We start from the raw sequence: 22,008 nt of genomic DNA, 5'->3' as shown, positions 1-22,008 counted from the left end.
AACGCCGGGACGCTGCGAAGCAGCGGGACCCGGCAGGTGGATCGGCCACCACCCCGGCCCTTCGCATAGCTCAGGGCGTCGAAGGCTCGAAAAGCCAAGCAATTGGCTTTTCGTCCGCTGAAGCGGAGAAGGAAGAAACCTAATCCGCCATCGTCTCCAAACTCGCGAATCCCTGCGGCGCATCGCCTTCATCGAAGGGTGTCGTCACCTCGACGAAGGTATCGGGATAAAAGCCGTTGAAGCGGGTTCTCAGCGACAGCGAATAGGCACCGATATGGCCGATCTCGATCCAGTCGCCGGTGTCGACGGTTTCCGGCAGCCAGAACGGCCGCGACAGGATGTCGACGGAATCGCAGGTCGCGCCGCAGACCTTGAACGGCACGATGTTCTTCTCCTCGCCATTGCGCGAGCGGATCGCCGGATCGGGGATGAAGCGGGCCGGCAGTGTGATCTTGCCGGTCCAAGAATCCGACAGCGACGCCCAGATGCCGTCATTGATGTAGAGCCGCTTGCCCTTGCGCAGCAGCACCCGCACGATCAGCGAGAGGCAGCGCGCCACGATCACCCGGCCGGGCTCGGCCACCAACGGGATCTGGTCGAACTGGTATTCCCTGAGGTCGCCCGACAGCCGCGACATGATCTGGCCGAGCGACGGCATCTCGATCTGCTTGCGATTGGGGTCATGGCCGTACTCGGCGGGAAAGCCGCCGCCGACATCGAGCCCCGCAATGTCGAAGGTCAGCCGGTTGCGCACCCAATCGGCGGAGGCCAGCGCCCGTTCATAGGTGTCGGGATCCTCGATCTGGCTGCCGACATGGAAGCATAGGCCGACCTTGTAGCCGGTGCGGTTGAGCCGCTCGGCGAGTTCCACCGCATAGGCCGGCCCGGCGCCGAATTTCTTCGACAGTTCATAGGCCGCCGAACCCTTGGTCTGGATTCGCACGAACACGCTGATGGAGCCCGGATCGATGTCAAGCGCCCGCACCACCCGCGTCAGCTTGGTGATCTCGTCCTCATGGTCGAGCGAAATGACGCGGATGGCGTATTTTTCCAGCGCAAGCTTGATGTCCGACTGCGCCTTGACCGGATGCATGTAGAGCATCTCGGCGTCGGGTGAGACGGCGCGCACGGCGGCGAACTCGCCGGGCGAGGCCACATCGAAAGCGGTGACGCCGGCTTCGACCAGCGCCTTCAGCACGATCTGCTCGCCATTGGTCTTGACTGCGTAGGCGGTCTTGCCAGGAAACATGCCCATGAACTGTTTGGCATCCGCCTTCAGCACCTGCGGGCGAAAGCAGTAGACCGGATCGTCCGGCCGAAGCGCCAGCGCCGCCTCGCGGGCATTCTCGAATCGCTGCATGGACGAATCCCCTGACTTCTCGGCTGCGCACAATTAATCCAAGCTAGCGGCCAAAGAAAACAATTCTGTGTCTGGCGGGCACTGACCCAGCGGCGCACCCTCCTGGCAGCACTGTTGCCAGCAATCAGGTTTCGGGTGGCCCTTGTCGCCGGACCCGATATGCCTTCTGCCTGAGTGGCTGGCATTGATGCCGCGGGGAAGGACGTTCACGATGGCAATAGCCACGACAGCCGTACAGCGCGGACCGATGACGCTGAGGGACTGGGGACAGCTTCTGCTGCTCGGCGCCATCTGGGGCGGCTCGTTCTTCTTTGCCCGCATCGCCGTTGCCGAAATGCACCCGCTGGTGCTGGTGCTGTTTCGCGTTGCCATCGCGGCCATCGCACTGCAGCTCTATCTCGGCATTCGCGGTCCGTCCTTCCGCCTCGCCTTCCCGCATGCCGGCCTGTTTTTCCTTTTGGCGCTCGCCAACAATGTCGTCCCGTTCTCGCTGATCTTTGCCGGCCAGACCGCGCTTGGCGCCGGCGTCGCCTCGGTGCTCAATGCGACGACGCCGTTCTGGACGCTGATCCTCGCCAACGCGCTGACAGCGGACGAAAAGCTCTCCTGGAACAAGCTTGCCGGCATCGGGCTCGGCATCGCCGGCACCGCTGTCATGATCGGCCCCGGCCTGCTGGCCGGGCTCGGCGGCCCGGTCTGGGCGAAATTCGCGCTGATCGGCGCCTCGCTGTCATACGCCGTCGCGCTGATGATTGCCCGCCGCTTCAAGGGCGTGCCCTCGCCGGTCATCGCCACCGGACAATTGACGGCGTCGACCATCATCATGATCCCGGTGGTGCTGCTCACCTATGGCCCGGCCGGCCTGTTCTCGGCCTCGCCGCCGGTCTGGACGGCGGTGCTGGCGCTGGCGCTGCTCTCCACTGCCTTCGCCTACATCCTCTATTTCAACCTCGTCGCCTCGGCCGGCGCCACCAACGCCTCGCTGGTCACGCTCATCGTCCCGGCCAGCGCCATCCTGCTCGGCCTCCTGTTCCTCGGCGAGCGGCTCGCTCTGTTCGAGTTCTGCGGCATGGCACTGATCGCGCTTGGCCTGGTGACGATCGACGGGCGGTTGTTTGGTCGGCGCTAATGCTGTCGACCAAAAGTGCGCAGCGGTTTTGGGACAACGACGCGCTTTAGCTCTGGTAGCGCTGCCATGCCTCGCTTTCGCCACGGCCGCGTCACAATTTATTCACAGGCTGCCAGCGGCTTTTGCCGAAGAGTTTCAACGCTTAACGACAGGTGGCAGGTCGCAAATTCCACAATCGCGTCGCATTGCAGCATATTTTCCGCTTGCCTGTGGCACAAATGCCCCTAGACTCCCATCCATAGCTCTTGAAGAGGAGACTATGACATGGGACTTACGAGGCCAATCAACGCATTGATGATCTGTGCTGCATTTGCCTTCATTGGCGCCCTTATCATAGGTGTTCTTCCGTAACCGCCGGAGCGGAAGAACAGCAGCAATAGCCCACAAATTCGAAAGGCCGGGTGTTTCGCCCGGCCTTTTGCATTTCAGATTTCATACCACGATGAAGCTCAGGCGGCGGCGGATCCAGCTGCCTCTGTTTCGTGGGAGCGGATGCCGATCATATGGCAGATGGCAAACACCAGGTCGGCCCGGTTCATGGTGTAGAAATGGAAGTCGCTGACGCCGCGCTCGACGAGATCGAGCACCTGCTCGGCCGCCACGGCAGACGCCACGAGCGCATGCGTCTGCGGATCGTTGTGCAGCCCTTCGAAACGCTCGGCCAGCCATGCCGGCACCAGCGCGCCGCAGCGTGCCGAGAAATTGGCGACCTGGGTGAAATTGTGCACCGGCAGGATGCCAGGCACGATCGGGATGTAGATGCCGGCACGGCGCGCCTTCTCGACATAACGCTCGTAGAGATCGTTGTCGAAGAAGAACTGGGTGATCGCCCGCGTCGCGCCATTGTCGGCCTTGCGCTTCAGCATGTCGAAGTCGGTGGCAAAGTCGGGGCTTTCCGGATGCTTTTCGGGATAGGCCGAGACCGAGATGTCGAAATCGCCGGCGTCCTTCAGCGCTCCGACAAGTTCGGCGCCATTGGCATAGCCATCGGGATGCGGCCGGTAGGCCGTACCGACACCCGCCGCCGGATCGCCGCGCAACGCAACGAAGCGCTTCACGCCCATATTGGCGAATTCGCGGACCACGGCATCGACCTCATGGCGGGCGGCGTCGACGCAGGTCATGTGAGCCGCCGGCGTCAGCGTCGTCTCGTTCAGGATGCGCTTGATCGTGCGCGCCGTGCGTTCACGCGTCGAGCCGCCGGCGCCATAGGTCACCGAGACGAATCTCGGCTTCAGCGGCTCCAGCCTGGTGACGGTGTCCCAGAGCCTGGCTTCCATCTCGTCGGTCTTCGGCGGGAAGAACTCGAAGGAAACGCGCACCTTGTCGCCGATGTCGGGACGGCGGGAAAAGCGGAACTGGTTCATCAGGCGATTTCCCCCATAGGGTACGCTTTGGTGGGTTGGGTGTCATTTGAAGGCTCGGCCATCAGCATGCGGCGGTCGCGGCCGAGCCACAGCTTGACGGTCAGCCTGGCTTCGTTGCCGCCGCGCGGCTCGAATTCCTGGGCATCCTCGAGATCGAGCCCGGCCTCGGCAAACCATTCGGAGATCTGGCGGTCGGAAAAGCCCAGCCTGACATGCGCATGCTGGTCGCGCAGGAATTCCAGCGCATGCGGCGCGAAGTCGACGATCACCAGCCGGCCCGCCGGACGCAGCAGCCGCGCCGCCTCGCGAATGGCGCGTGCCGGATCGTCGAGATAGTGCAGCACCTGATGGATGGTGACGAGGTCGAAGGCGTCGCGCTCGACCGGCGGCGCGAAAATGTCGCCTTGGCGGACCTGCGCATTGGCGATGCCTGCCTTGTCGAGATTGGCCCGCGCCACCGTCAGCATTTCCCGCGACATGTCGATGCCGACGCCGCGCCGGTAGAGCGGCGAAAATATCTCCAGCAGCCGCCCGGTACCGGTGCCGAGGTCGAGCATCGACTGGAATGGCCGCTTGCCGACCAGCTTGAGGAGTGCGGCTTCCACGGCGCGGTCCGGCACATGCAGCGAGCGGATGTGATCCCAGCTGGCGGCGTTCTCGGAGAAATACTCGGCGGCACGGTCCTGCCGCTTGCGCTTGACCGATGCCAACCGCTCGAGATCGCGCTCGACCTGCGGATCGGCGCCGCGAATGCCGGAGACCAGCCCCATGACGAAGTCGCGCGCGGAATCCGTATCCGACAGCCGAAAGAAGGCCCAGGAGCCCTCCTGGTAGCGGCCGATCAACCCGGCCTCCAGCAGCAGCTTCAAATGCCGCGACACCCGCGGTTGCGACTGGCTGAGGATCTCGGTGAGGTCGGACACGGTGAGATCGCCGCGCGACAGCAGCGCCAGGATGCGGAGCCGGCTCGATTCGGCCGCAGCCTTCAACGTATCAACCATCGTTTCGAGCGAAACATGCATCGGCGCGTTCTCGTTGAAAAAGATATAAACATATGTTTATGTCAGCTTTGACGACATGGCAAGGCCTATGTCGCTTCCTGACAAGAAAATGCCGCACACATGGTCCCCGCCTGAGAGAACCGCTTTTCCCTGACGATCGGCTGGAAACTTGTGCTAGGGCGAAAGCCATGTTCGAGACGCGCGACGGCGAAAAGCTCCTGCAGGCCGACCCGGCTGACATGCCGGCGGATGGCCATATCGTGTTTATCGGCCGCATCGCCTCGCCATGGACCACGCGCGAAAGCTGCCCGAAGAACATGCGCGCCGCCCGCGAGACCGGACAGGCGGCCACGGTTCTCATCGACCCTGCCTATCGCGACGGCCTGCTTGCGCTGGAGCGGGCCAGCCACATCGTCCTCCTGTCCTGGCTGCATCACGCGCCGCGGGCACTGATTGTCCAGAGACCCCGCCATGCGGCTGAGCCGAAAGGCGTTTTCTCGCTGCGCTCCCCTGCCCGGCCGAACCCAATCGGGCTGCATATCGCCGGCCTGATCGCCGTCGACATCGACCACGGCCGCATCGCCATCGACGCCATCGATGTGCTCGACGGCACGCCAGTGATCGACATCAAGCCCTATTTCGCCTCGACCGACGCCTTTCCCGAGGCGACCATTGCCGGGCGTGACGAAAAATGAGCGCGCCCCCCGGCCGCCGCCGCGCCATCGCCAAGGCGCTGACCGCACTGCTGCCCCTGGCGCCCTATGCCGATATGGAGAAAATCCGCACCGAGGCCGGCGCCGTGCACATGAAGACGCTGCCGCCGGGCATCGCGGTCTGGCTGGCGACGATCGCCCATATCAGGCACGGCCATACCGACTATGAGAAGCTGCTGGCCGAGGGCTATGACCGCGACTCGGCGCGGTTCTTCGTCATCGAGCAAACAAACATGGTGCTGACCCGTTGGCGCGCCACGCGCCTGCTCGATGCAGAGGACGAAGAGGAATAACTTCAGCTACCGTCGCTTCAATACGGCAACCGCATTGTAGGGCTGGCCGTCGGCCTGGCCAACCCAGGTCCAGGACAGGTTCCCTTTGAAAAATCGGACGGTGATGCCGCCACCGTCGATGCACTTGTCCCGGCCGTAGCTGATGTTTTCCCGGTATTCCGCCGAACTGTCGTCGCGAGAAATCTGGGTCAACGATCCGCCGCAGCCGAGCGACGGATAGTCGATCGATGCGGCGCCATCGCCGATTGTCATTGCGATCGCCCAATCGGCGCCGGCAGCACCGGCCGGACTTTGATGACCGCTGCCGGTCCAGACGCCGTTGAGCCCCGCCGCGTTGACCACGCAAGGCACGTTCTGAAAAATCGGCGTCAGCTCGCTGCCCGCCTTCTCGCAACGATAGGTCTGGCCGTTCTGGCACAGCGCCTCGCCCTCGCGAGCGCATTGCGCGAAGGCATGGCCAGTGACGAAGACGAGGAAAATTGCAAAGCTGATGGTCCGAAAAGATCTGCCCATTTTGCCCCTCCCGGCCGGATATTTTCAAGCCGGACCATAGGGCATATCGAATGTGCTACCTAGGACAAACAGCGATGGTTGGGTGGCCCTATGCCGCCTGCAGGGGACCACTAGCTTGAATCTGCCGCATCAAGCCGAAGGAACCAATCGCCATGAACCGAAGCGCAGCAGCCGGTAGCATTGTGCCATTGCCGGCTTTGTCGGATCGCCATATCGATCCGCATTCCTATCCCGACGGCATCGCCTTTCTCGATGGTCAGTATCTGCCGATGTCGCAAGCCAAGATCTCGGTGCTGGATTGGGGCTTTCTGCATTCCGACGCCACCTACGACACCGTGCATGTCTGGGACGGGAGCTTCTTCCGACTCGACCTGCATCTCGACCGCTTCTTCGCCGGCTTGCAAAAACTGCGCATGACGATCCCGTCCGACCGCGATGGTGTGGCCGAGATTCTGCACAATTGCGTGGCGCTGTCGGGCCATCGCGCCGCCTATGTCGAAATGCTGTGCACACGCGGCGCCTCGCCGACCTTCAGCCGCGATCCGCGCCAGGCGGTCAACCGCTTCATGGCCTTCGCAGTTCCCTTCGGCTCGGTCGCCAATGCCGAACAGTTGCGGCGCGGCCTGCATGTCGCCATTAGCGACAAGGTGCGCATTCCGCCGGTCTCGATCGATCCGGCGATCAAGAACTACCACTGGCTCGACCTCGTGCGCGGCCTCTACGACGCTTATGACCGTGGGGCCGAAACCGCATTGATTCTCGACTTCAACGGCAATGTCGCCGAAGGCCCCGGCTTCAACGTGTTCTGCGTCAAGGACGGCAGGCTGTCGACGCCAGCCGCCGGCGTGCTGCCCGGCATCACCAGGCGCACCGTCTTCGACCTCTGCGCCGAGGCAGCGCTTCCCACCACGGCCGTCGACGTCAGCGTTGCCGCGCTGAAGGCTGCCGACGAAGTCTTCATCACTTCCACCGCCGGCGGCATCATGCCGGTGACAGTGATCGACGGCGCTGCTGTCGCCGACGGCAAGATAGGCGGGATCACAAAGCGCTTGATGGCGCTCTACTGGCAAAAGCATGACGACCCGGCCTGGTCGAGCCCGGTGCGCTATCCCTGACCGGCGAAGGTCCTGCTCCACACGATGTCGTGACCAAAAAGATTCCCCCTCGCCTCTGGAAAATCGCTCGACGCACCGTATATCGCGGAAGCGGAGAAGCCTCCGCTTCCCAGTTCACGGCCCGCATGGGCAAGGATTCCACGTCATGACAAGCAAGGTTTGGTTCATCACCGGATCGTCGAAAGGCTTTGGCCGAGTCTGGGCCGAGGCCGCACTCGCTCGCGGCGACCGTGTCGCCGCAACCGCGCGCGATGCCGGCACGCTCGCCGATCTCGTCGCGAAATACGGCGATAATGTCGCCGCGATCAAGCTCGACGTCACCGACAAGAAGGCCGTCGATGCGGCCATCGCCGAGGCGCACAAGCGCTTTGGCCGGCTCGACGTCGTCATCAACAATGCCGGCTATGGCCATTTCGGTGCCATCGAGGAAGTCAGCGAACAGGAAGCCCGCGACCAGATCGAAACCAATGTGTTCGGCGCGCTCTGGGTCACCCAGGCGGCTTTGCCTATCATGCGGGCGCAGCGCTCCGGCCGCATCATCCAGATCTCGTCGATCGGCGGCGTCAACGCCTTTGCGTCGCTCGGCCTCTACCATGCCTCGAAATGGGCGCTCGAAGCCTTCAGCCAGTCGCTCAGCATCGAGGTCGCCGAATTCGGCATCCATGTGACGCTTGTCGAACCGGGCGGCTTCTCCACCGATTGGTCCGGCGCCTCGGCCAAGGTCTCCAAAGCGATCGAGGCTTACGCGCCGGCCCGGGCCAAGATGGCGGAACGCCGCGCCAACTCGGTCGCCGGCGACCCCGAGGCCACCGGACCGGCGATGCTTGAAATCGTCGACGCGGCCGAGCCGCCGCTGCGCGTCTTCTTCGGCGATGGCGGCCTGCCGATGATCAAGCAGGAATACGCCAACCGCATCGCGCTGTGGGAAAAGTGGGACCACGTTTCCGTCGAGGCGCAGGGCGCCAAGAAGAACCGCAAGGCGGCCTGAGCGCGTCTTGAAATCCGGCTGCGTCGCCCCGGCGGCGCAGCCCTTGCCCTAGCTCGGTACTACGATCGATAAATCCACTGCTCGGGCACGCGCACCGAGATCTCTTCCCCTGTTGTCATACGACCCGGTTTCTCGACCCAGGCAACGAGGCCGCGCAGCCGTTTCGCCGCCTTCGGGAAGGCCAGCGCGCCGGCCTCCCGATCGGCCATCCCGGCGTTTTCGGCGATCGCACGTCCAGCAAGCCGGCAAGGCCCGTTCTGCGCATCGACCTTGATCGTCACGCCACCTCTAAAGAACAGCAGCGTGCCTGACGGCAGCATCGAGAGATGCGGCACGCCTTCGATCAGCAGATTGGCGCCGATCCATTCCGGCTTGATCTCGGCCAGCCCCATCCGCTCGGCAACGACGGCGAGTTCATCCGCTGCTACGATTGATATCTGCCGCTCGTTGCGGATTTCGGTGCCGCGCGGATACCAGGGTTCGCGACCGCCGGAACGACGGGTGGCGCCGGCGTGGAAGTCGCCGTCGATGCCTTCGAAACCGAGTTGCCATGCTTCCACTGGGCGCGTCTGGAAGTGATCTGACGGTGCGACGTACAAAGCGGCCACTTTGGCGGACAGCTTCCTGGCGGGGATGATGTCGACCGGCTTCTCAGACTCCGGGAAGAGGTCCAGCATGGCTTCGTTCCTTCTGCAGGATGACGTCGCATTAGCCGTAGCCGTGGGCTCGGGTCCAGTCGAAAGCGATGATGATTCGATCAAACCGGCTGATGGCGTCCATCGGCATCGTCATGAAGGCAAGGCTGGAGGAACGCTTTCTGCGCGGAGAACTCGGCAACGCCTATGATGACTATGCCCGCAGCGTACCGATGCTGGTGCCGTTCATGCCGGCCTGATTACAGCATCCGCAAAAGCGCGCCACCGATCGAATAGCCGGCGCCGAAGGCGCACAGCACGCCGAAATCGCCGGGCTTCATGTCGGCGTGGTTTTCCGACAGCGCGATGATGGCGCCGGCGCCGGCGGTGTTGCCGAGCCGCTCCAGCACCATCGGCGCGCGGTCGTGGTCGACCTCGTGGCCGAAGGCCAGTTTCAGGATCATGGCGTTCATTCGCGCATTGGCCTGATGCAGCCAGAAGCGCCTGATGGCTTGCGGCGTCAGCCCGTGCTCGGCGAGGAATTCGACAATGAATTTGTGGCCGGCGACGGTGACTTCCTTGAACACCTTGTTGCCGACCTGTTTGATCAGGTTGCCTTCGAGGTTGATCATGTAAGGATCGTCCTGGGCGGTGCGGGTGTGATAGCCCAGATTGGTGCGGATATTGTTCGACATCTGCGTCCAGGTGCGCGTGTCCAGCACCTCGAAACGCCCCGGCCGCCTCTCGCCCTCGCCCAGCCCCTCGACCACCATCGCCACCGACGCATCGCCGAAGATGAAATGCGTCTGCCGGTCGCGGAAATTGAGATGGCCGGTGATGATCTCCGGCGTGACCACCAGCACGCGCTTGTGCGCACCCGCCCGCACGAGATTGGCCGCAATGTGCAAGGCGGCCGCGGCCGATGAACAACCAAGCCCCATGTCGAAGCCGGCGCCCTTGGTGCCCAGCGCCTCCTGCATTTCGATGGCGATCGCCGGATAGGGCCGTTGCTGGTGCGAGGCCGAGCAGATCACCAGGTCGATGTCGGACGGCTTCAGGCCGGCATGGTCGAGCGCCTTCCGGGCCGCGGCCACTCCAAACTCGGCCTGCAGCGACAGCGCATCATCGGGCCGCGCCGGAATGCGCGGCGCCATGCGGGTCGGATCGAGAATACCTTCGCGCTCGATCACATGGCGGGTCTGGACGCCCGAGGCATGGACGATGAAGGCGCTGTCGGATTTCTGCAGCAGCGTTTCATCCGTGCCTTGCCGGCGCGCATTCTCGGTGTCGACCCAGGCATTGAAGCTGGCGACCAGTTCTTCATTGGTGATCTTGGCTTCAGGGATTTCAACGCCAATGCCGCTGATGATGACGCGATGCATATCCAGTCCGTCCATGCGCAGGCGTTGTCGTTCTCATGTGAACGACGAAGGGGCGCGACACAACACTTTTCTCACCCCACCGGTTTACGCCGGCTTAAACCATAGGCTGTGGCCGGATGTCATCGGGAGTGCTAGCCGGCCCGCTTGGCGACGATGAAGATACGCGGAAAGCGCAGCAGCACCTTGCCGTTTGCGGTCTTCGGATAGGCCTCGGTGATGTTGGCCGTGTAGCTGTCGAGGAAGGTCTTGCGCTCGCCGGCGTCGAGCGGATCGAGGAAAGGCTTCAGCCCCGTCGACTTCACCCATTCGACGATCGCCTCGGCGTCGGTCAGCGGATGATTGTAGGCCGTATGCCAGATATCCACCCGGGCGGAGAGCGGCGACAAGAGATCATAATAGAACGACACCGCCGGCAGCGGTCCGCGCGCAGCACCTGCCATCTTGGCGGCGAACGGCATTTCGGCGGCCGTCTCGTGCATCACCTGATGCGACGGCTCAAGCAGATTGTCGGGCATCTGGACGGCGAGCGCGCCACCGGGGGCGAGAAAGCCCATCAGCCGCTGAAACACAGCGGGATGGGTGGGCAGCCACTGGAATACCGCGTTGGCGAAGATGACGTTGACCGGCTCGGCCGGCCGCCATGTCGAGGCATCGGCGAGGTCGAAATTGACGCTGGGCAGGCGCGCCTTCGCCTTCTCGATCATGTCGGGAGAGGTGTCGAAGCCGCTCACCTCAGCGCCCGGCCAGCGCTCGACCAGCAGCTCGGTCGAATTACCCGGGCCGCAGCCGATGTCGACCACCCGGCGCGGGAAATCCACCGGCACCTGCGCAACAAGATCGCGCGCCGGCCGTGTGCGCTCATCCTCGAATTTCAGATATTGGGCGGCTGACCAGTCGGTCATTCAAGCTTTCCTCGTATCAGTTGAGAAATTCGCCGCCCCGGTTGCTCCCTTACCGCGTCAGCCTCTTGTAGGTCATCCTGTGCGGGTTGACGGCCTCGGGGCCGAGACGACGGATCTTGTCCTGCTCGTAGTCCTCGAAATTGCCCTCGAACCATTCGACATGGCTGTCGCCCTCGAAGGCGAGGATGTGGGTGGCCAGACGGTCGAGGAACATACGATCGTGCGAGATGATGACGGCGCAGCCGCCAAAGTTTTCCAGCGCGTCTTCGAGTGCCGCCAGCGTTTCGGTGTCGAGATCGTTGGTCGGTTCGTCGAGCAGCAGCACATTGCCGCCGGTCTTCAGCATTTTTGCCAGATGCACGCGGTTGCGCTGGCCGCCAGAGAGGTTGCCGACCTTCTGCTGCTGGTCGCCGCCACGGAAGTTGAACGATGCGCAATAGGCGCGGGTGTTGGCTTCGAACTTGCCGAGCTTGACCACTTCGGCGCCGCCCGAGATTTCTTCCCAGACGGTCTTTGACGGATCGAGCGCATCGCGGCTCTGATCGACATAGCCGAGCTTCACCGTTTCGCCGATGCGGACAGAGCCGGCATCCGGCGTTTCCTGGCCGGTGATCATGCGGAACAGCGTCGTCTTGCCGGCGCCGTTCGGGCCGATGACGCCGACGATGCCGCCTGGCGGCAGCTTGAATTCCAGACCCTCGATCAACAGCGTGTCGCCAAAGCCCTTCGACAGGCCTTCCGCCTCGATCACCACATTGCCGAGCCGTTCGCCATGCGGAATGACGATCTGCGTATCGCTCGGACGCCGCTTGTCGGCTGCATCCAGCAGGTCCTGGAACGCCTGGATACGCGCCTTGGACTTGGTCTGGCGAGCTTTCGGGCTGGACTGGATCCACTCGCGTTCGCGACCGATGGCACGCTGGCGGGCGTCGTCCTCGCGGCCTTCCTGCTTGAGGCGCTTGGCCTTGGCTTCGAGGTATTTGGTGTAGTTGCCCTCATAGGGGATGCCGCGGCCGCGATCGAGCTCGAGGATCCATCCGGTGACATTGTCGAGGAAGTAGCGATCGTGGGTGATGATCATCACCGCGCCGGGATAGGCGCGCAGGTGCTTTTCCAGCCACGCCGTGGTCTCGGCGTCGAGATGGTTGGTCGGTTCATCGAGCAGCAAGAGGTCGGGCTGACGCAGCAGCAGCTGGCAGAGCGCGACGCGGCGGCGCTCACCGCCCGAAAGCTTGGTGACCTCGGAATCCTTGGGCGGGCAGCCCAGCGCTTCCATCGCCATCTCGACCTGCTGTTCGAGATCCCACAGGTTCAACCGGTCCATCTCGTCCTGGAGCTTGGCCGACTCGTCAGCCGTCTCGTCGGAGTAGTTCATCATCAATTCGTTGTAGCGCTCGATGATGGCGGTCTTGGCGGCGACGCCTTCCATGATGTTCTCGAACACCGTCTTGTTGGCATCGAGCGCCGGCTCCTGCGCGAGATAGCCGACGGTGGCGCCTTCGGCGAGCCAGGCTTCGCCGTTCCACTCCTTGTCGAGCCCGGCCATGATCTTGAGGATCGTCGACTTGCCCGAGCCGTTGGGGCCGAGGATGCCGATCTTGGCGTCGGGATAGAAGGAGAGATGAACATTCTCAAGCACCTTCTTGGTGCCATAGGCCTTGTTGAGGCCGGCCATGTGATAGATGAACTGGCGTGCCACGCGCGCTTTCCTTGATGATTGACCGAAATGTCGGATTGAATGGAGGTTGGCCGCTATGTAGGCGATGCCGGGCCGAACGGCAATCGCTTTTGCCATTTCAAGCCGGGTGTACACCGCACGTTAAGTTTTCCGCCGGTTGCGGGGAGCGTTGAAATCCCCGGTTAACCCTTCAGCGTCAAAACAGGATCGATCGCTGGCCTGTCGCGATCGAAAGTAAAGATCGGACCGAAGGTAGTGCTGAACAGTTTCCTGCTCCTTGCCGAAGCGGTCGTCTACTTCAGCGTCATGGTCACGCTGTTCCGCTTCAGGGATCGCATCGGCCTCGGCGTCTTCGTCTGCGCGCTGGGCGCCATGCATTTCCTCGAAACCTATCTCGCCAGCGTCTTCTACGTCGCCCTGCCCTTCGGCATGGTCTCGCCAGGCTCGGCGGTGCTGTTTTCCGGCAAGCTGGTGATGCTGCTTCTGCTCTACATGAAGGAAGATGCGGCCACGGTGCGCCAGCCGATCTATGGCCTGCTGCTCGGCAACGCCTTGATGATCGGGCTGGTCCTGATCCTGCGCCTGCACGATATTTCAGCCCTTTCCGACGGCAAGCTTCCCGATATCGGTTTCATCGACCAGTTGGGCTGGCTGATGGTGTGGGGCACGACGCTGCTCTTCATCGACGCCATCCTGATCATCCTGCTTTACGAAAAGCTCGGGCGTTATCTACGCAGGGCGCCGTTCTCCCGCATCCTGATTTGCGTCGCCTGCGTGCTCACCTTCGACCAGGCCGGATTTTTCAGCGCCCTGCATTTCGTCGCCGGCGCGCCGATTGCGGTCTTCTTCGGCGGCTGGTTCGCCAAGATGGGTGCCGCTTTTGCCTACAGCGCCATGCTTGTCGCCTACCTCAGATGGTTCGAAACGCGTCAGGTCGTGGCACCACGTGGGTTGTCCGACGTCTTCGACACCTTGACCTATCGCGAGCGCTACGAAGCCCTGGTCGAACATGTCGGCCGCGACGGCCTCACCGGCCTGTTGCACAGGGGACGCTTTGACAGCGACGGCGAACGTCTGGTCGCTGTCAGCCTGCGCACGGCCCAACCGCTCAGCCTGCTGATCGTCGACGTCGACCATTTCAAGTCGATCAACGATCGCTTCGGCCATGCCGAGGGCGACAGGGTGCTGAGATCGATCGCCCAGGTGCTGACCCAGGCGGCCGGCGCGCACGATCAGGTTTTCAGGATCGGCGGCGAGGAGTTCGCCATCCTTTGCTCGCAACCGCATGCGGTCGCCAGGTTGCTCGGAGAAAACCTCCGCCAGGCCGTCAAGGCGTGCGTAAACCGGTTCGACATCAGCGTCAGCGCCGGCATCGCCACTGTCGACGAGACCGTAGGCTCGCTTGCCGATCTCTTCGCCCTTGCCGACGAGCGTCTCTACAAGGCCAAGTCCACCGGGCGCGACCGCGTCATCGGAGAATCGAGGGACGATGCCGAAGACCTCAGCACGCGGACAGTGTCCACGGGCGGCGTCAGCGGATAACGCTGTCAGCTCCGCTTGCGTTGATGCAACGCGCCGACCGCAACTGAAACGGCTATCAGCGCGATGGCCAGCCATTTCAGCGTGGTGATGATCGGACTGGCATCGATGTCATAAGCGATGAACAACAGAATGCCGGGCACCAGCAGGCCGCACATGACCAGCATGATGCGGTTGATCTGCCAAGACACTTTTGCTGCCAGCGCTTCGTCACCGGCTTCGCCGACAAGACCGGCGCGCATCTCCCGGGAGATGGCCAACGCGCTCGACAGGCGCATCGAGATCGGCAAGCCGAGCCCGATTATGAGGAAGGCACACGCCGCCAGCAGAGCCGAGAATTTGAGCGCGCTGGTCTTGGCCGGCACCGGAAACAAAAGTGTCGCCAGCGGCAGGAAGACACAGACGATCCCGAGCGCGGCAATGGCGATGAAGATCGCGGCATTGACCCAAGTGAACAGCTGGTAGCGGCCTGCCCCGATCGGCGCGGCAAGCACGCGCATGCGCGCCCACTCGGCATCGGTATAGGAAAAGCCCGGCCATTCCATGCGGCCGTCTTTTATGGCTGTCATTCCCCTGGCCCAGAAAGCCAGCCGCGCCAGCGCGCCTGATGTCATGCCACTCATCGCCACCCCCGCCGAATGAAACACATCCAGACCATATCACCGCGTCACTGCCAAGCGACAGACGGATATCCTACTGGAACCCGGCCGCATCGACCGAGCCCTTCGGACAGCCCGCCTTGGTCGTCGGCGCCGAGGCGAGCATGAGAGTGCTCAGCGAACTGTCGGGGCCGATCGGGCCGGTCAGGCCGAGCGTCAGCTCGCCGATCAGCCGCCTGCCGCTCGACGGATCGACCAGGCAGGAGACACGCACCCGCGCGCCCGACCCGGCGCCGAAGGCGCTGTCGAAGGCGCTGCGGATCTGGTCCGAAGTCAGCTGCTTGCCGACATTCCTGGTGAAGAGCTCGCGCACCGGCGACGCATTCACCGCCCGCATCAGGTTCAGCGCCTCGGCAAAATACTCCTGCTGGCTCTTGCCGTAGCAGGTGCCGTGCTTGATCCATTCATGCCGCTCGAGCTTGGAGGCGGTGCCAGGCATCACCTGGTCGAGTTCGGCGCGCGTATTGGCATCGAGATCGACCGGCGGCAGGTCGGCCCAATGGGCCGGATTATCATTGGCCTTGTCGCTCGTCGGCACCTGGCAATAGAAATTGCCGTTCGGCTGCGGCCAGAGCCCATGCAAGGTGAAATGCGACGCGTCGAAGCCGCCCGCCGTCTGCGCCTGGCATTCGGGCTTGCTTGCCTTGGTTTCGCAGAAGGCCGGCTGCCAACTCAGCGCAAAGACATATTCGGGCTTTCCCGAAGCCGCAGGCTTGCCCTGATCGGCGGGCGCGGCCGGCTGGGCGGCTGCGCTGCCGCCGGCGACATGACCGCAGCTGATCTTGACCCAGCGACGCTCAGGATCGGCGCCCGGCACGCGGATGAGGTAATGCGTCGGCGCATCCTTGTTGCCGGCCAGGAGGTCGTAGCTCTGTCCAGCCGTTGTCGCGATATTGCCGGGGTTCTTGCCGCTTTTGATTGCCTGCGTCGCCGGGCAAGCCGCATCGGCCACGAAGGAGCCGCCCATCTTCACATCGGCGCGCGCCATGCCGACACCGGCCAGCGCCACCAACACCGCACCCCAAATCGCCGATATCCGCATTCCAGCACTCCTAGCGTTTCATAGCGCAAGCTAGAAACGTGTGACATGTCAGAATTACGATTTCTTTCGTCCGCCGCAAAAAACAATCGCTCGGTCGATCAGACCCCGCCCTCCTCGACCCGCTTCGTCAACATACGCAGCAGATCAAGCGCTGTCTCGAGCGCGCGAGCCTCGATGCCCTCGCTGATGCGGTTGGCCCAGACATGCTGGCGCGTGCCGATATCCCGGATCGCGGCCCGGCCGGCATCGGTCATCGCCAGGAGCTTCGCGCGGCGGTGCGCCGGGTTGTCCGCATAGGCGGCAAGCCCTTCGGCGGCCAGAATGTCGGCAAGGCGCTGCACGCTCTGGCGGGCAAGCCCCATGTCGCGGGCAATGTCGGCCACCGATTTCGGCTCCTTCAGCACCGCGCCCAGAACCTGCCAGCGCGCCGCCGTCAACCCGGCAGGCTCGGCCAGCCGGTCGGCCGCGTCGAGAAACCCGCCATTCAGCCGGAACACGGCAAGCACCAGTTCGCTGAGCACATCTCCGGCTTCGGTCCTGCTTGTCATTTCTGGCCGGCCTCGATGGTGGAAACGAAAGTGTTGACGGCTTCAGCCACCGCCTCCGGCTTGTCAAGCATCACCCAATGGCCGGAACCGGCGACGGTTCTGTGGCCAATTCCGATGCGCAGCCGAAACAGGGCCGCCGCATTGTCATTGGCCTCCGTGGCCAGCACGAAGATCGGCCCATGATAGGCGTCGAGCGTCGGCTCGGGATTCCATTCCGCCAGCGCCTTGCCGACGCCTGCCCGAGCCGCCGGATCGACCACCGCCGCATCGGCGATGACCTGTTTGCGGACATCTTCATTGGAGCCGGCGATCGAGATGTAATAAGCGCTCAGGACATCGCCACCGTTTGGCCCCGCCAGATCGCGCACGAACCCGTCGCGAATCTCTTTGGGCAGGGCGCGCGGATCGGTCGCCGGATCGACCAGCAGGATGCCGGCAACACGGTCGGCATGGCCGGCGGCATAGGCGAGCGCGGCCCCACTGCCGCCGCTATGTGCAACGAGGACAAACCGCTTCAGGCCGAACGCATCGGCCACCGCACCAATATCGTCGGCACGGCCGTCATAGCCGTAGTCGGCATCAGCTGCAGGCGCCGATGCGCCATGGCCGCGAAAATCGAAGGCGACCGCCTCACGGCCACCTGCGGTGAGCTGCATCACCCGGTTCCACTGTGTGGCGCGGCTGCAGTCGCCATGCGCGAACAGGATCGGCAGGCCGTCGCCGGATTTGATGTCGTAGCCGGCAAGCTGGCCCTGCGGGCCGGCAATGGTTGAGGTCTTCATGGTCATCTCCCTGGTCTGGCTGGAAGCAATGCCGGGCAGGAGCATTGCGGATGAAAGGCTCGCCAGCAGAAACGCGCGGCGCGAAACGGTCGAAACGGTTTCATGCTCATGTTCCCGATGTAATTTGACAGCATGCTGTCATATAGCCAAATTGACAGCACACTGTCAATAGTGACGCCGGCTGATTTCGACATCCCCTTGACGTCGGTCACGCCGTCGCCCAACAGTCGCCAAGGGAGCGAGACATGGCATTTGACAAGCAGACGACGCTGGCCTCACCGACCGGGGCCACGCTCAATCTCTATGTGAAGCACGCGGGGGGCTCTCCACGCGCGGTAGTCCAGGTCAATCACGGCCTGGCCGAACACGCCGCGCGCTATGCCCGCTTCGCCGATTACCTCAGCACCCGCGGCTTTCATGTCTACGTCCACGACCATCGCGGCCATGGCGCGACCAAGGCGCCCGATGCCCCGCTCGGCAGATTCGCCGGCACAAGCGGCCCGGCCAAGGTGATCTCCGATGTCGACGCAGTCCACGATTTGATTGCGAAGGAGCAGCCCGGCCTGCCGGTCATCCTGTTCGGCCATTCGATGGGTGCGTCGGTGGCGCTCAACTACCTGCTGGCGCACTCGCCGCGCGTCCACGCCGCGGCGATCTGGAACGGCAATTTCTCACAAGGCCTGCTTGGTCAGCTTGCACTCGCCATCCTCGCTTATGAGCGCTTCAGGCTCGGCTCCGATGTTCCCTCACGCGTCTTGCCCAAACTGACCTTCCAGGCCTGGGGCAAGGCGGTGCCCAACCACAAGACGCCGTTCGACTGGCTGTCGCGCGACGAGGCTGAAGTGGCCAAGTACATTGCCGACCCGCTGTGCGGCTGGGATGCCTCGATCTCGATGTGGCGCGATGTCGTGGAGATGGCGCAGAAAGGCGGCAAGGATGCGGGCTTTGCCGGCATCAGGCGCGACCTGCCCGTCAGCATCGTCGGCGGCGAGAAGGATCCGGCCTCCGACTATGGCAAAGGCATCGATCATCTCACCAAGCGGATGCGCGCGATGGGCTTTTCGAATCTGGTTTCAAAGGTTTACGCCGACACCCGCCACGAAAGCCTGAACGAGGTGAACCGCGACACCGTTATGGACGATTTCGCTGCCTGGGCCGATAGCGTGCTCAAAGAGTGACATCGCTGGCCTACCGCAAGGCCCGTGACAGCGGCATCCCGGGTTGATAGAGGCTGCGGTTCCGACCCGTTTTTGGTGATTTATGGCTGAACCTCCGCTGAAAGGCGTCCGCGTCGTCGAACTCGCCCGCATCCTGGCCGGCCCCTGGGCAGGACAATTGCTGGCCGATCTCGGCGCCGATGTCATCAAGGTCGAGAGCCCCGACGGCGGCGACGATACCCGCAAATGGGGTCCGCCCTTCGTCATGAGCCATGATGGCGAGAACCTGTCGGCCGCCTATTACCATTCCTGCAATCGCGGCAAGCGTTCCATCGCCGTCGATTTCTCGACATCGGAAGGGGCCGAGACGGTGCGCCGGCTGGTTGCCACGGCCGACATTCTGATCGAGAATTTCAAGCTCGGCGGCCTGAAGAAATACGGGCTCGATTACGAGAGCCTGAAGGCGATCAATCCAAAGCTCGTCTACTGCTCGATCACCGGCTTCGGCCAGGACGGGCCTTACGCCCCACGCGCCGGCTATGATTTCATCATCCAGGCCATGGCCGGCATGATGTCGATCACCGGCGAGGTCGGGCGCGAGCCGCAAAAGGCCGGCGTCGCTATTTCCGACATCTTCACCGGCCTTTACTCTGTGATCGCCATCCAGGCAGCGCTTCGCCATGCCGAAAAGACCGGCGAAGGCCAGCATATCGACATGGCGCTGTTCGACACGCAGATTTCCGCACTCGGCAACCAGAACCTCAACTATCTCGTCTCCGGCAAGGCGCCGGTGCAGATGGGCAATGCGCATATGAACATTGCGCCCTATGAGGTTGTCCCGGTCAGGGACGGCCACATCATCCTGGCGGTCGGCAATGACGGCCAGTTCGCCAAATTCTGCGCTGCCGTCGGTCTCGACCATCTCTCAGCGAATCCCGATTTCGCCACCAATCCGGCCCGCGTCGCCAACCGGGTGAACTTGCGCGAGCACTTGATCGAGACGCTGAAGAATTGGGATCGCGACCCGTTGCTGGCCAGGCTCGAAGCGTCAAGCGTGCCGGCGAGCCCGATCAACGACATCGGCCAGATGTTTGCCGACCCGCAGACGATCGCACGCGGCATGCGCCTCGACCTCGACGATGGCCATGGCAATCGTCTGCCCTCGGTGCGCGCGCCGATGGTGATGTCGGGCACGCCGCTCGTCTATGAGCGTCCCTCGCCTCGCCTTGGCGAACATACCGAAGAAATTCTTGCCGAACTGGAGAAGTCTGGACGATGAAGACCGGTGGACAACTGATTGTCGACGCACTCGAGGCGAACGGCACCGACCGCATCTTCTGCGTGCCTGGCGAATCCTATCTCGCTGTGCTGGACGCCCTGCATGACTCGCCCATCCGCACCATTGTCTGCCGCCAGGAAGGCGGCGCCGCCATGATGGCCGACTGCCAGGGGCGGCTGACCGGCCGGCCCGGCATCTGCTTCGTCACCCGCGGCCCCGGCGCCACCAATGCGTCGGCCGGCATTCACATTGCCATGCAGGATTCGATACCCGTCATCCTGTTCATCGGCCAGGTCGCCAGCCACGCCAAGGAGCGGGAGGCTTTCCAGGAGGTCGACTACAAGCGCTTCTTCGGCGACATCGCCAAATGGGTGGTGGAGATCGACGATGCCGCGCGCATCCCCGAACTCGTCACCCGCGCCTTTGCTGTCGCGACATCGGGCCGCCCCGGCCCCGTCGTCGTCTCGCTGCCCGAGGACATGCTGACCAGTCTTGTCGACGCGCCCGCGGCCTTGCCGCACACGCCGGTCGAAACCCGGCCCGGCGAAGCCGAACTCGATGCTTTGGAAAAGCTTCTGGCCAAGGCCAAGCGTCCCTTCGTCATCCTCGGCGGCACACGCTGGGACGAGGAAGCGGTGGCACGTATGCGCACCATTGCCGAGGCCTGGTCGCTGCCGGTCGGCTGCTCCTTCCGCCGCCAGATGCTGTTCGACCATCTGCACCCGAACTATGCCGGCGATGTCGGCATCGGCATCAACCCGAAGCTGGCCACCGCCATCAAGCAGGCCGACCTGGTGCTGCTGATCGGCGGCCGCATGGGCGAGATGCCGTCCTCCGACTATACGTTGCTGAAGAGCCCTTACCCCGACCAGACGCTGGTCCATGTCCATGCCGATGCCGGCGAACTCGGCCGCGTCTACCGGCCGACCCTGGCGATCAACGCTTCGCCTTCGGCCTTCGTCGAGGCTTTTGCCAAGCGCAAGCCAACCTCCACGCCAGCCTGGGCGGGTGAGACAGCGAAAGCACACGCTGCCTACCTCGACTGGTCGACGCCTCCTGAGACCGGCCCCGGCCCGGTCCAGATGGGGCCGATCATGAACTATCTGGAAAAGATTTTGCCCGATGACGCCATTTTCACCAACGGCGCCGGCAATTACGCCACCTGGGTGCACCGCTTCCACCGCTTCCGCCGCTTCGCCACCCAAGGCGCGCCGACCTCCGGTTCGATGGGTTACGGCACCCCGGCTGCGGTCGCCGCCAAGGCGCTCCATCCCGACCGCACCGTGATCGCCTTTGCCGGCGACGGCTGCTTCCTGATGAACGGACAGGAATTCGCTACCGCCGTGCAATACGACCTGCCGATCATCGTTATCGTCGTGAACAACGGCATCTACGGCACCATCCGCATGCACCAGGAGCGCGACTATCCCGGCCGTGTCGTCGCCACCGATCTGAAGAACCCTGACTTTGCCGCTCTTGCCCGCGCCTATGGCGGCCACGGCGAGACGGTCGAGAACACGGCAGATTTTGCCCCTGCCTTCGAGCGTGCCCGCGCCAGCGGCAAGCCGGCGATCGTCGAAATCAGGCTCGATCCCGAGGCGATCACGCCGACGCGGACGATGACGCAGATCCGCGACAAGAGCTGAGACGTTAGCAGCGAAAGCCGAGTTCCGTCACACCCCCCTCTGTCCTGCCGGACATCTCCCCCTCAAGGGGGGAGATTGGATGTCATGTCGCCCTTCGCCAATCTGCAGCGTTGCAGACAGGGCGCTATGGTCAGAGCTGCTGATCTCCCCCCTTGAGGGGGAGATGTCCGGCAGGACAGAGGGGGGTGCTGTCCCGCCGACGCTGCCAAGACGATCGCCCCTTTCCTGATATCTACAAGCGAGCTATCAGACCGCTGCCAGCGCCTGCGTCAGGTCGGCG

Annotated in this window: 22 protein-coding genes; 10 read left to right on the top strand and 12 right to left on the bottom strand. The window is 63.5% G+C overall.

The features are described 5' to 3' along the window. Window positions 1-139 precede the first annotated feature (139 nt). On the bottom strand, window positions 140-1,360 hold the full coding sequence (locus tag NKJ78_RS14110; protein WP_023668250.1) for an alanine racemase: 1,221 nt from the start codon (window positions 1,358-1,360) through the stop codon (window positions 140-142). 211 nt (window positions 1,361-1,571) lie between these two features. Between NKJ78_RS14110 and NKJ78_RS14105 the strand changes: the two genes are divergently transcribed. Beyond that, the gene (locus NKJ78_RS14105) at window positions 1,572-2,489 is read left to right on the top strand and encodes a DMT family transporter (protein ID WP_023682155.1); all 918 of its coding nucleotides are present in this window, start codon (window positions 1,572-1,574) and stop codon (window positions 2,487-2,489) included. A gap of 449 nt (window positions 2,490-2,938) precedes the next feature. On the opposite strand, the gene metF is transcribed toward NKJ78_RS14105, so the two are convergent. Together metF and NKJ78_RS14095 are read right to left on the bottom strand one after the other, a co-directional pair. Next, the gene (gene metF / locus NKJ78_RS14100; protein ID WP_352460226.1) at window positions 2,939-3,856 is read right to left on the bottom strand and encodes a methylenetetrahydrofolate reductase [NAD(P)H]; all 918 of its coding nucleotides are present in this window, start codon (window positions 3,854-3,856) and stop codon (window positions 2,939-2,941) included. Continuing rightward, the gene (locus NKJ78_RS14095; protein WP_352460225.1) at window positions 3,856-4,878 is read right to left on the bottom strand and encodes an ArsR/SmtB family transcription factor; all 1,023 of its coding nucleotides are present in this window, start codon (window positions 4,876-4,878) and stop codon (window positions 3,856-3,858) included. Before NKJ78_RS14095 ends, metF begins: the two co-directional genes overlap by 1 nt. Before the next feature lie 167 nt (window positions 4,879-5,045). Here NKJ78_RS14095 and tsaA point away from each other — a divergent pair, with 167 nt between their 5' ends. Continuing rightward, the gene (tsaA, locus tag NKJ78_RS14090) at window positions 5,046-5,552 is read left to right on the top strand and encodes a tRNA (N6-threonylcarbamoyladenosine(37)-N6)-methyltransferase TrmO (protein ID WP_352460224.1); all 507 of its coding nucleotides are present in this window, start codon (window positions 5,046-5,048) and stop codon (window positions 5,550-5,552) included. After that, window positions 5,549-5,863: a DUF2293 domain-containing protein gene (locus tag NKJ78_RS14085; RefSeq protein WP_352460223.1), complete on the top strand. Its 315-nt coding sequence runs from the start codon at window positions 5,549-5,551 to the stop codon at window positions 5,861-5,863. The genes tsaA and NKJ78_RS14085 overlap by 4 nt, the downstream gene beginning before the upstream one ends. Window positions 5,864-5,869: 6 nt before the next feature. Here the strand turns inward: NKJ78_RS14085 and NKJ78_RS14080 are convergent, their stop codons facing one another. Further along, entirely contained in the window at window positions 5,870-6,376 is a 507-nt protein-coding gene (locus NKJ78_RS14080) for a hypothetical protein (RefSeq protein ID WP_352460222.1), read from the bottom strand. A gap of 152 nt (window positions 6,377-6,528) precedes the next feature. On the opposite strand from NKJ78_RS14080, the gene NKJ78_RS14075 reads away from it, so the two are divergent. Both NKJ78_RS14075 and NKJ78_RS14070 read left to right on the top strand, forming a co-directional pair. After that, window positions 6,529-7,491: a D-amino acid aminotransferase gene (locus tag NKJ78_RS14075; protein ID WP_023668243.1), complete on the top strand. Its 963-nt coding sequence runs from the start codon at window positions 6,529-6,531 to the stop codon at window positions 7,489-7,491. Between the two features lie 145 nt (window positions 7,492-7,636). Further along, window positions 7,637-8,479, top strand: coding sequence for an SDR family oxidoreductase (locus NKJ78_RS14070; RefSeq protein WP_352460221.1), 843 nt, complete (start codon window positions 7,637-7,639; stop codon window positions 8,477-8,479). A 59-nt stretch (window positions 8,480-8,538) separates the two neighbouring features. Here NKJ78_RS14070 and NKJ78_RS14065 read toward each other — a convergent pair whose 3' ends face one another. Beyond that, the gene (locus tag NKJ78_RS14065; protein ID WP_023739877.1) at window positions 8,539-9,156 is read right to left on the bottom strand and encodes an MOSC domain-containing protein; all 618 of its coding nucleotides are present in this window, start codon (window positions 9,154-9,156) and stop codon (window positions 8,539-8,541) included. A gap of 68 nt (window positions 9,157-9,224) precedes the next feature. On the opposite strand from NKJ78_RS14065, the gene NKJ78_RS14060 reads away from it, so the two are divergent. Continuing rightward, window positions 9,225-9,374, top strand: a complete 150-nt coding sequence (locus NKJ78_RS14060) for a hypothetical protein (protein ID WP_245260485.1) — start codon at window positions 9,225-9,227, stop codon at window positions 9,372-9,374. Here the strand turns inward: NKJ78_RS14060 and NKJ78_RS14055 are convergent, their stop codons facing one another. The 3 genes from NKJ78_RS14055 to ettA all read right to left on the bottom strand — a co-directional run bounded on the left by NKJ78_RS14055 (window position 9,375) and on the right by ettA (window position 13,097). Beyond that, a complete protein-coding gene (locus NKJ78_RS14055; RefSeq protein ID WP_023668239.1) occupies window positions 9,375-10,496 on the bottom strand; it encodes a beta-ketoacyl-ACP synthase III in 1,122 nt (373 codons plus the stop codon). A gap of 131 nt (window positions 10,497-10,627) precedes the next feature. After that, window positions 10,628-11,398: a trans-aconitate 2-methyltransferase gene (tam, locus tag NKJ78_RS14050; protein ID WP_352562480.1), complete on the bottom strand. Its 771-nt coding sequence runs from the start codon at window positions 11,396-11,398 to the stop codon at window positions 10,628-10,630. A gap of 49 nt (window positions 11,399-11,447) precedes the next feature. After that, on the bottom strand, window positions 11,448-13,097 hold the full coding sequence (gene ettA / locus NKJ78_RS14045) for an energy-dependent translational throttle protein EttA (protein ID WP_023688009.1): 1,650 nt from the start codon (window positions 13,095-13,097) through the stop codon (window positions 11,448-11,450). Between the two features lie 234 nt (window positions 13,098-13,331). On the opposite strand from ettA, the gene NKJ78_RS14040 reads away from it, so the two are divergent. Further along, window positions 13,332-14,618, top strand: a complete 1,287-nt coding sequence (locus NKJ78_RS14040; protein WP_023739879.1) for a GGDEF domain-containing protein — start codon at window positions 13,332-13,334, stop codon at window positions 14,616-14,618. A gap of 5 nt (window positions 14,619-14,623) precedes the next feature. Here NKJ78_RS14040 and NKJ78_RS14035 read toward each other — a convergent pair whose 3' ends face one another. The 4 genes from NKJ78_RS14035 to NKJ78_RS14020 all read right to left on the bottom strand — a co-directional run bounded on the left by NKJ78_RS14035 (window position 14,624) and on the right by NKJ78_RS14020 (window position 17,646). Continuing rightward, on the bottom strand, window positions 14,624-15,238 hold the full coding sequence (locus tag NKJ78_RS14035) for a hypothetical protein (RefSeq protein WP_156929749.1): 615 nt from the start codon (window positions 15,236-15,238) through the stop codon (window positions 14,624-14,626). Window positions 15,239-15,308: 70 nt separating this feature from the next. Then, the gene (locus NKJ78_RS14030) at window positions 15,309-16,316 is read right to left on the bottom strand and encodes a ribonuclease T2 family protein (protein ID WP_023739881.1); all 1,008 of its coding nucleotides are present in this window, start codon (window positions 16,314-16,316) and stop codon (window positions 15,309-15,311) included. A 98-nt stretch (window positions 16,317-16,414) separates the two neighbouring features. After that, the gene (locus NKJ78_RS14025; protein ID WP_023739882.1) at window positions 16,415-16,864 is read right to left on the bottom strand and encodes a MarR family winged helix-turn-helix transcriptional regulator; all 450 of its coding nucleotides are present in this window, start codon (window positions 16,862-16,864) and stop codon (window positions 16,415-16,417) included. Next, on the bottom strand, window positions 16,861-17,646 hold the full coding sequence (locus tag NKJ78_RS14020) for an alpha/beta fold hydrolase (protein WP_198018659.1): 786 nt from the start codon (window positions 17,644-17,646) through the stop codon (window positions 16,861-16,863). The genes NKJ78_RS14025 and NKJ78_RS14020 overlap by 4 nt, the downstream gene beginning before the upstream one ends. Window positions 17,647-17,891: 245 nt before the next feature. Between NKJ78_RS14020 and NKJ78_RS14015 the strand changes: the two genes are divergently transcribed. From NKJ78_RS14015 to NKJ78_RS14005, 3 genes are all read left to right on the top strand, one after another. Further along, window positions 17,892-18,824: an alpha/beta fold hydrolase gene (locus NKJ78_RS14015; protein ID WP_023739884.1), complete on the top strand. Its 933-nt coding sequence runs from the start codon at window positions 17,892-17,894 to the stop codon at window positions 18,822-18,824. 82 nt (window positions 18,825-18,906) lie between these two features. Then, window positions 18,907-20,082, top strand: coding sequence for a CaiB/BaiF CoA transferase family protein (locus NKJ78_RS14010; RefSeq protein ID WP_023739885.1), 1,176 nt, complete (start codon window positions 18,907-18,909; stop codon window positions 20,080-20,082). Continuing rightward, window positions 20,079-21,728, top strand: coding sequence for a thiamine pyrophosphate-binding protein (locus NKJ78_RS14005; RefSeq protein ID WP_023739886.1), 1,650 nt, complete (start codon window positions 20,079-20,081; stop codon window positions 21,726-21,728). The genes NKJ78_RS14010 and NKJ78_RS14005 overlap by 4 nt, the downstream gene beginning before the upstream one ends. Window positions 21,729-22,008 lie beyond the last annotated feature (280 nt).

The organism is Mesorhizobium sp. M0037 (assembly GCF_040323635.1).
Classification (GTDB): Bacteria; Pseudomonadota; Alphaproteobacteria; order Rhizobiales; family Rhizobiaceae; genus Mesorhizobium.
This window is presented reverse-complemented; position numbering and strand designations above follow the sequence as displayed.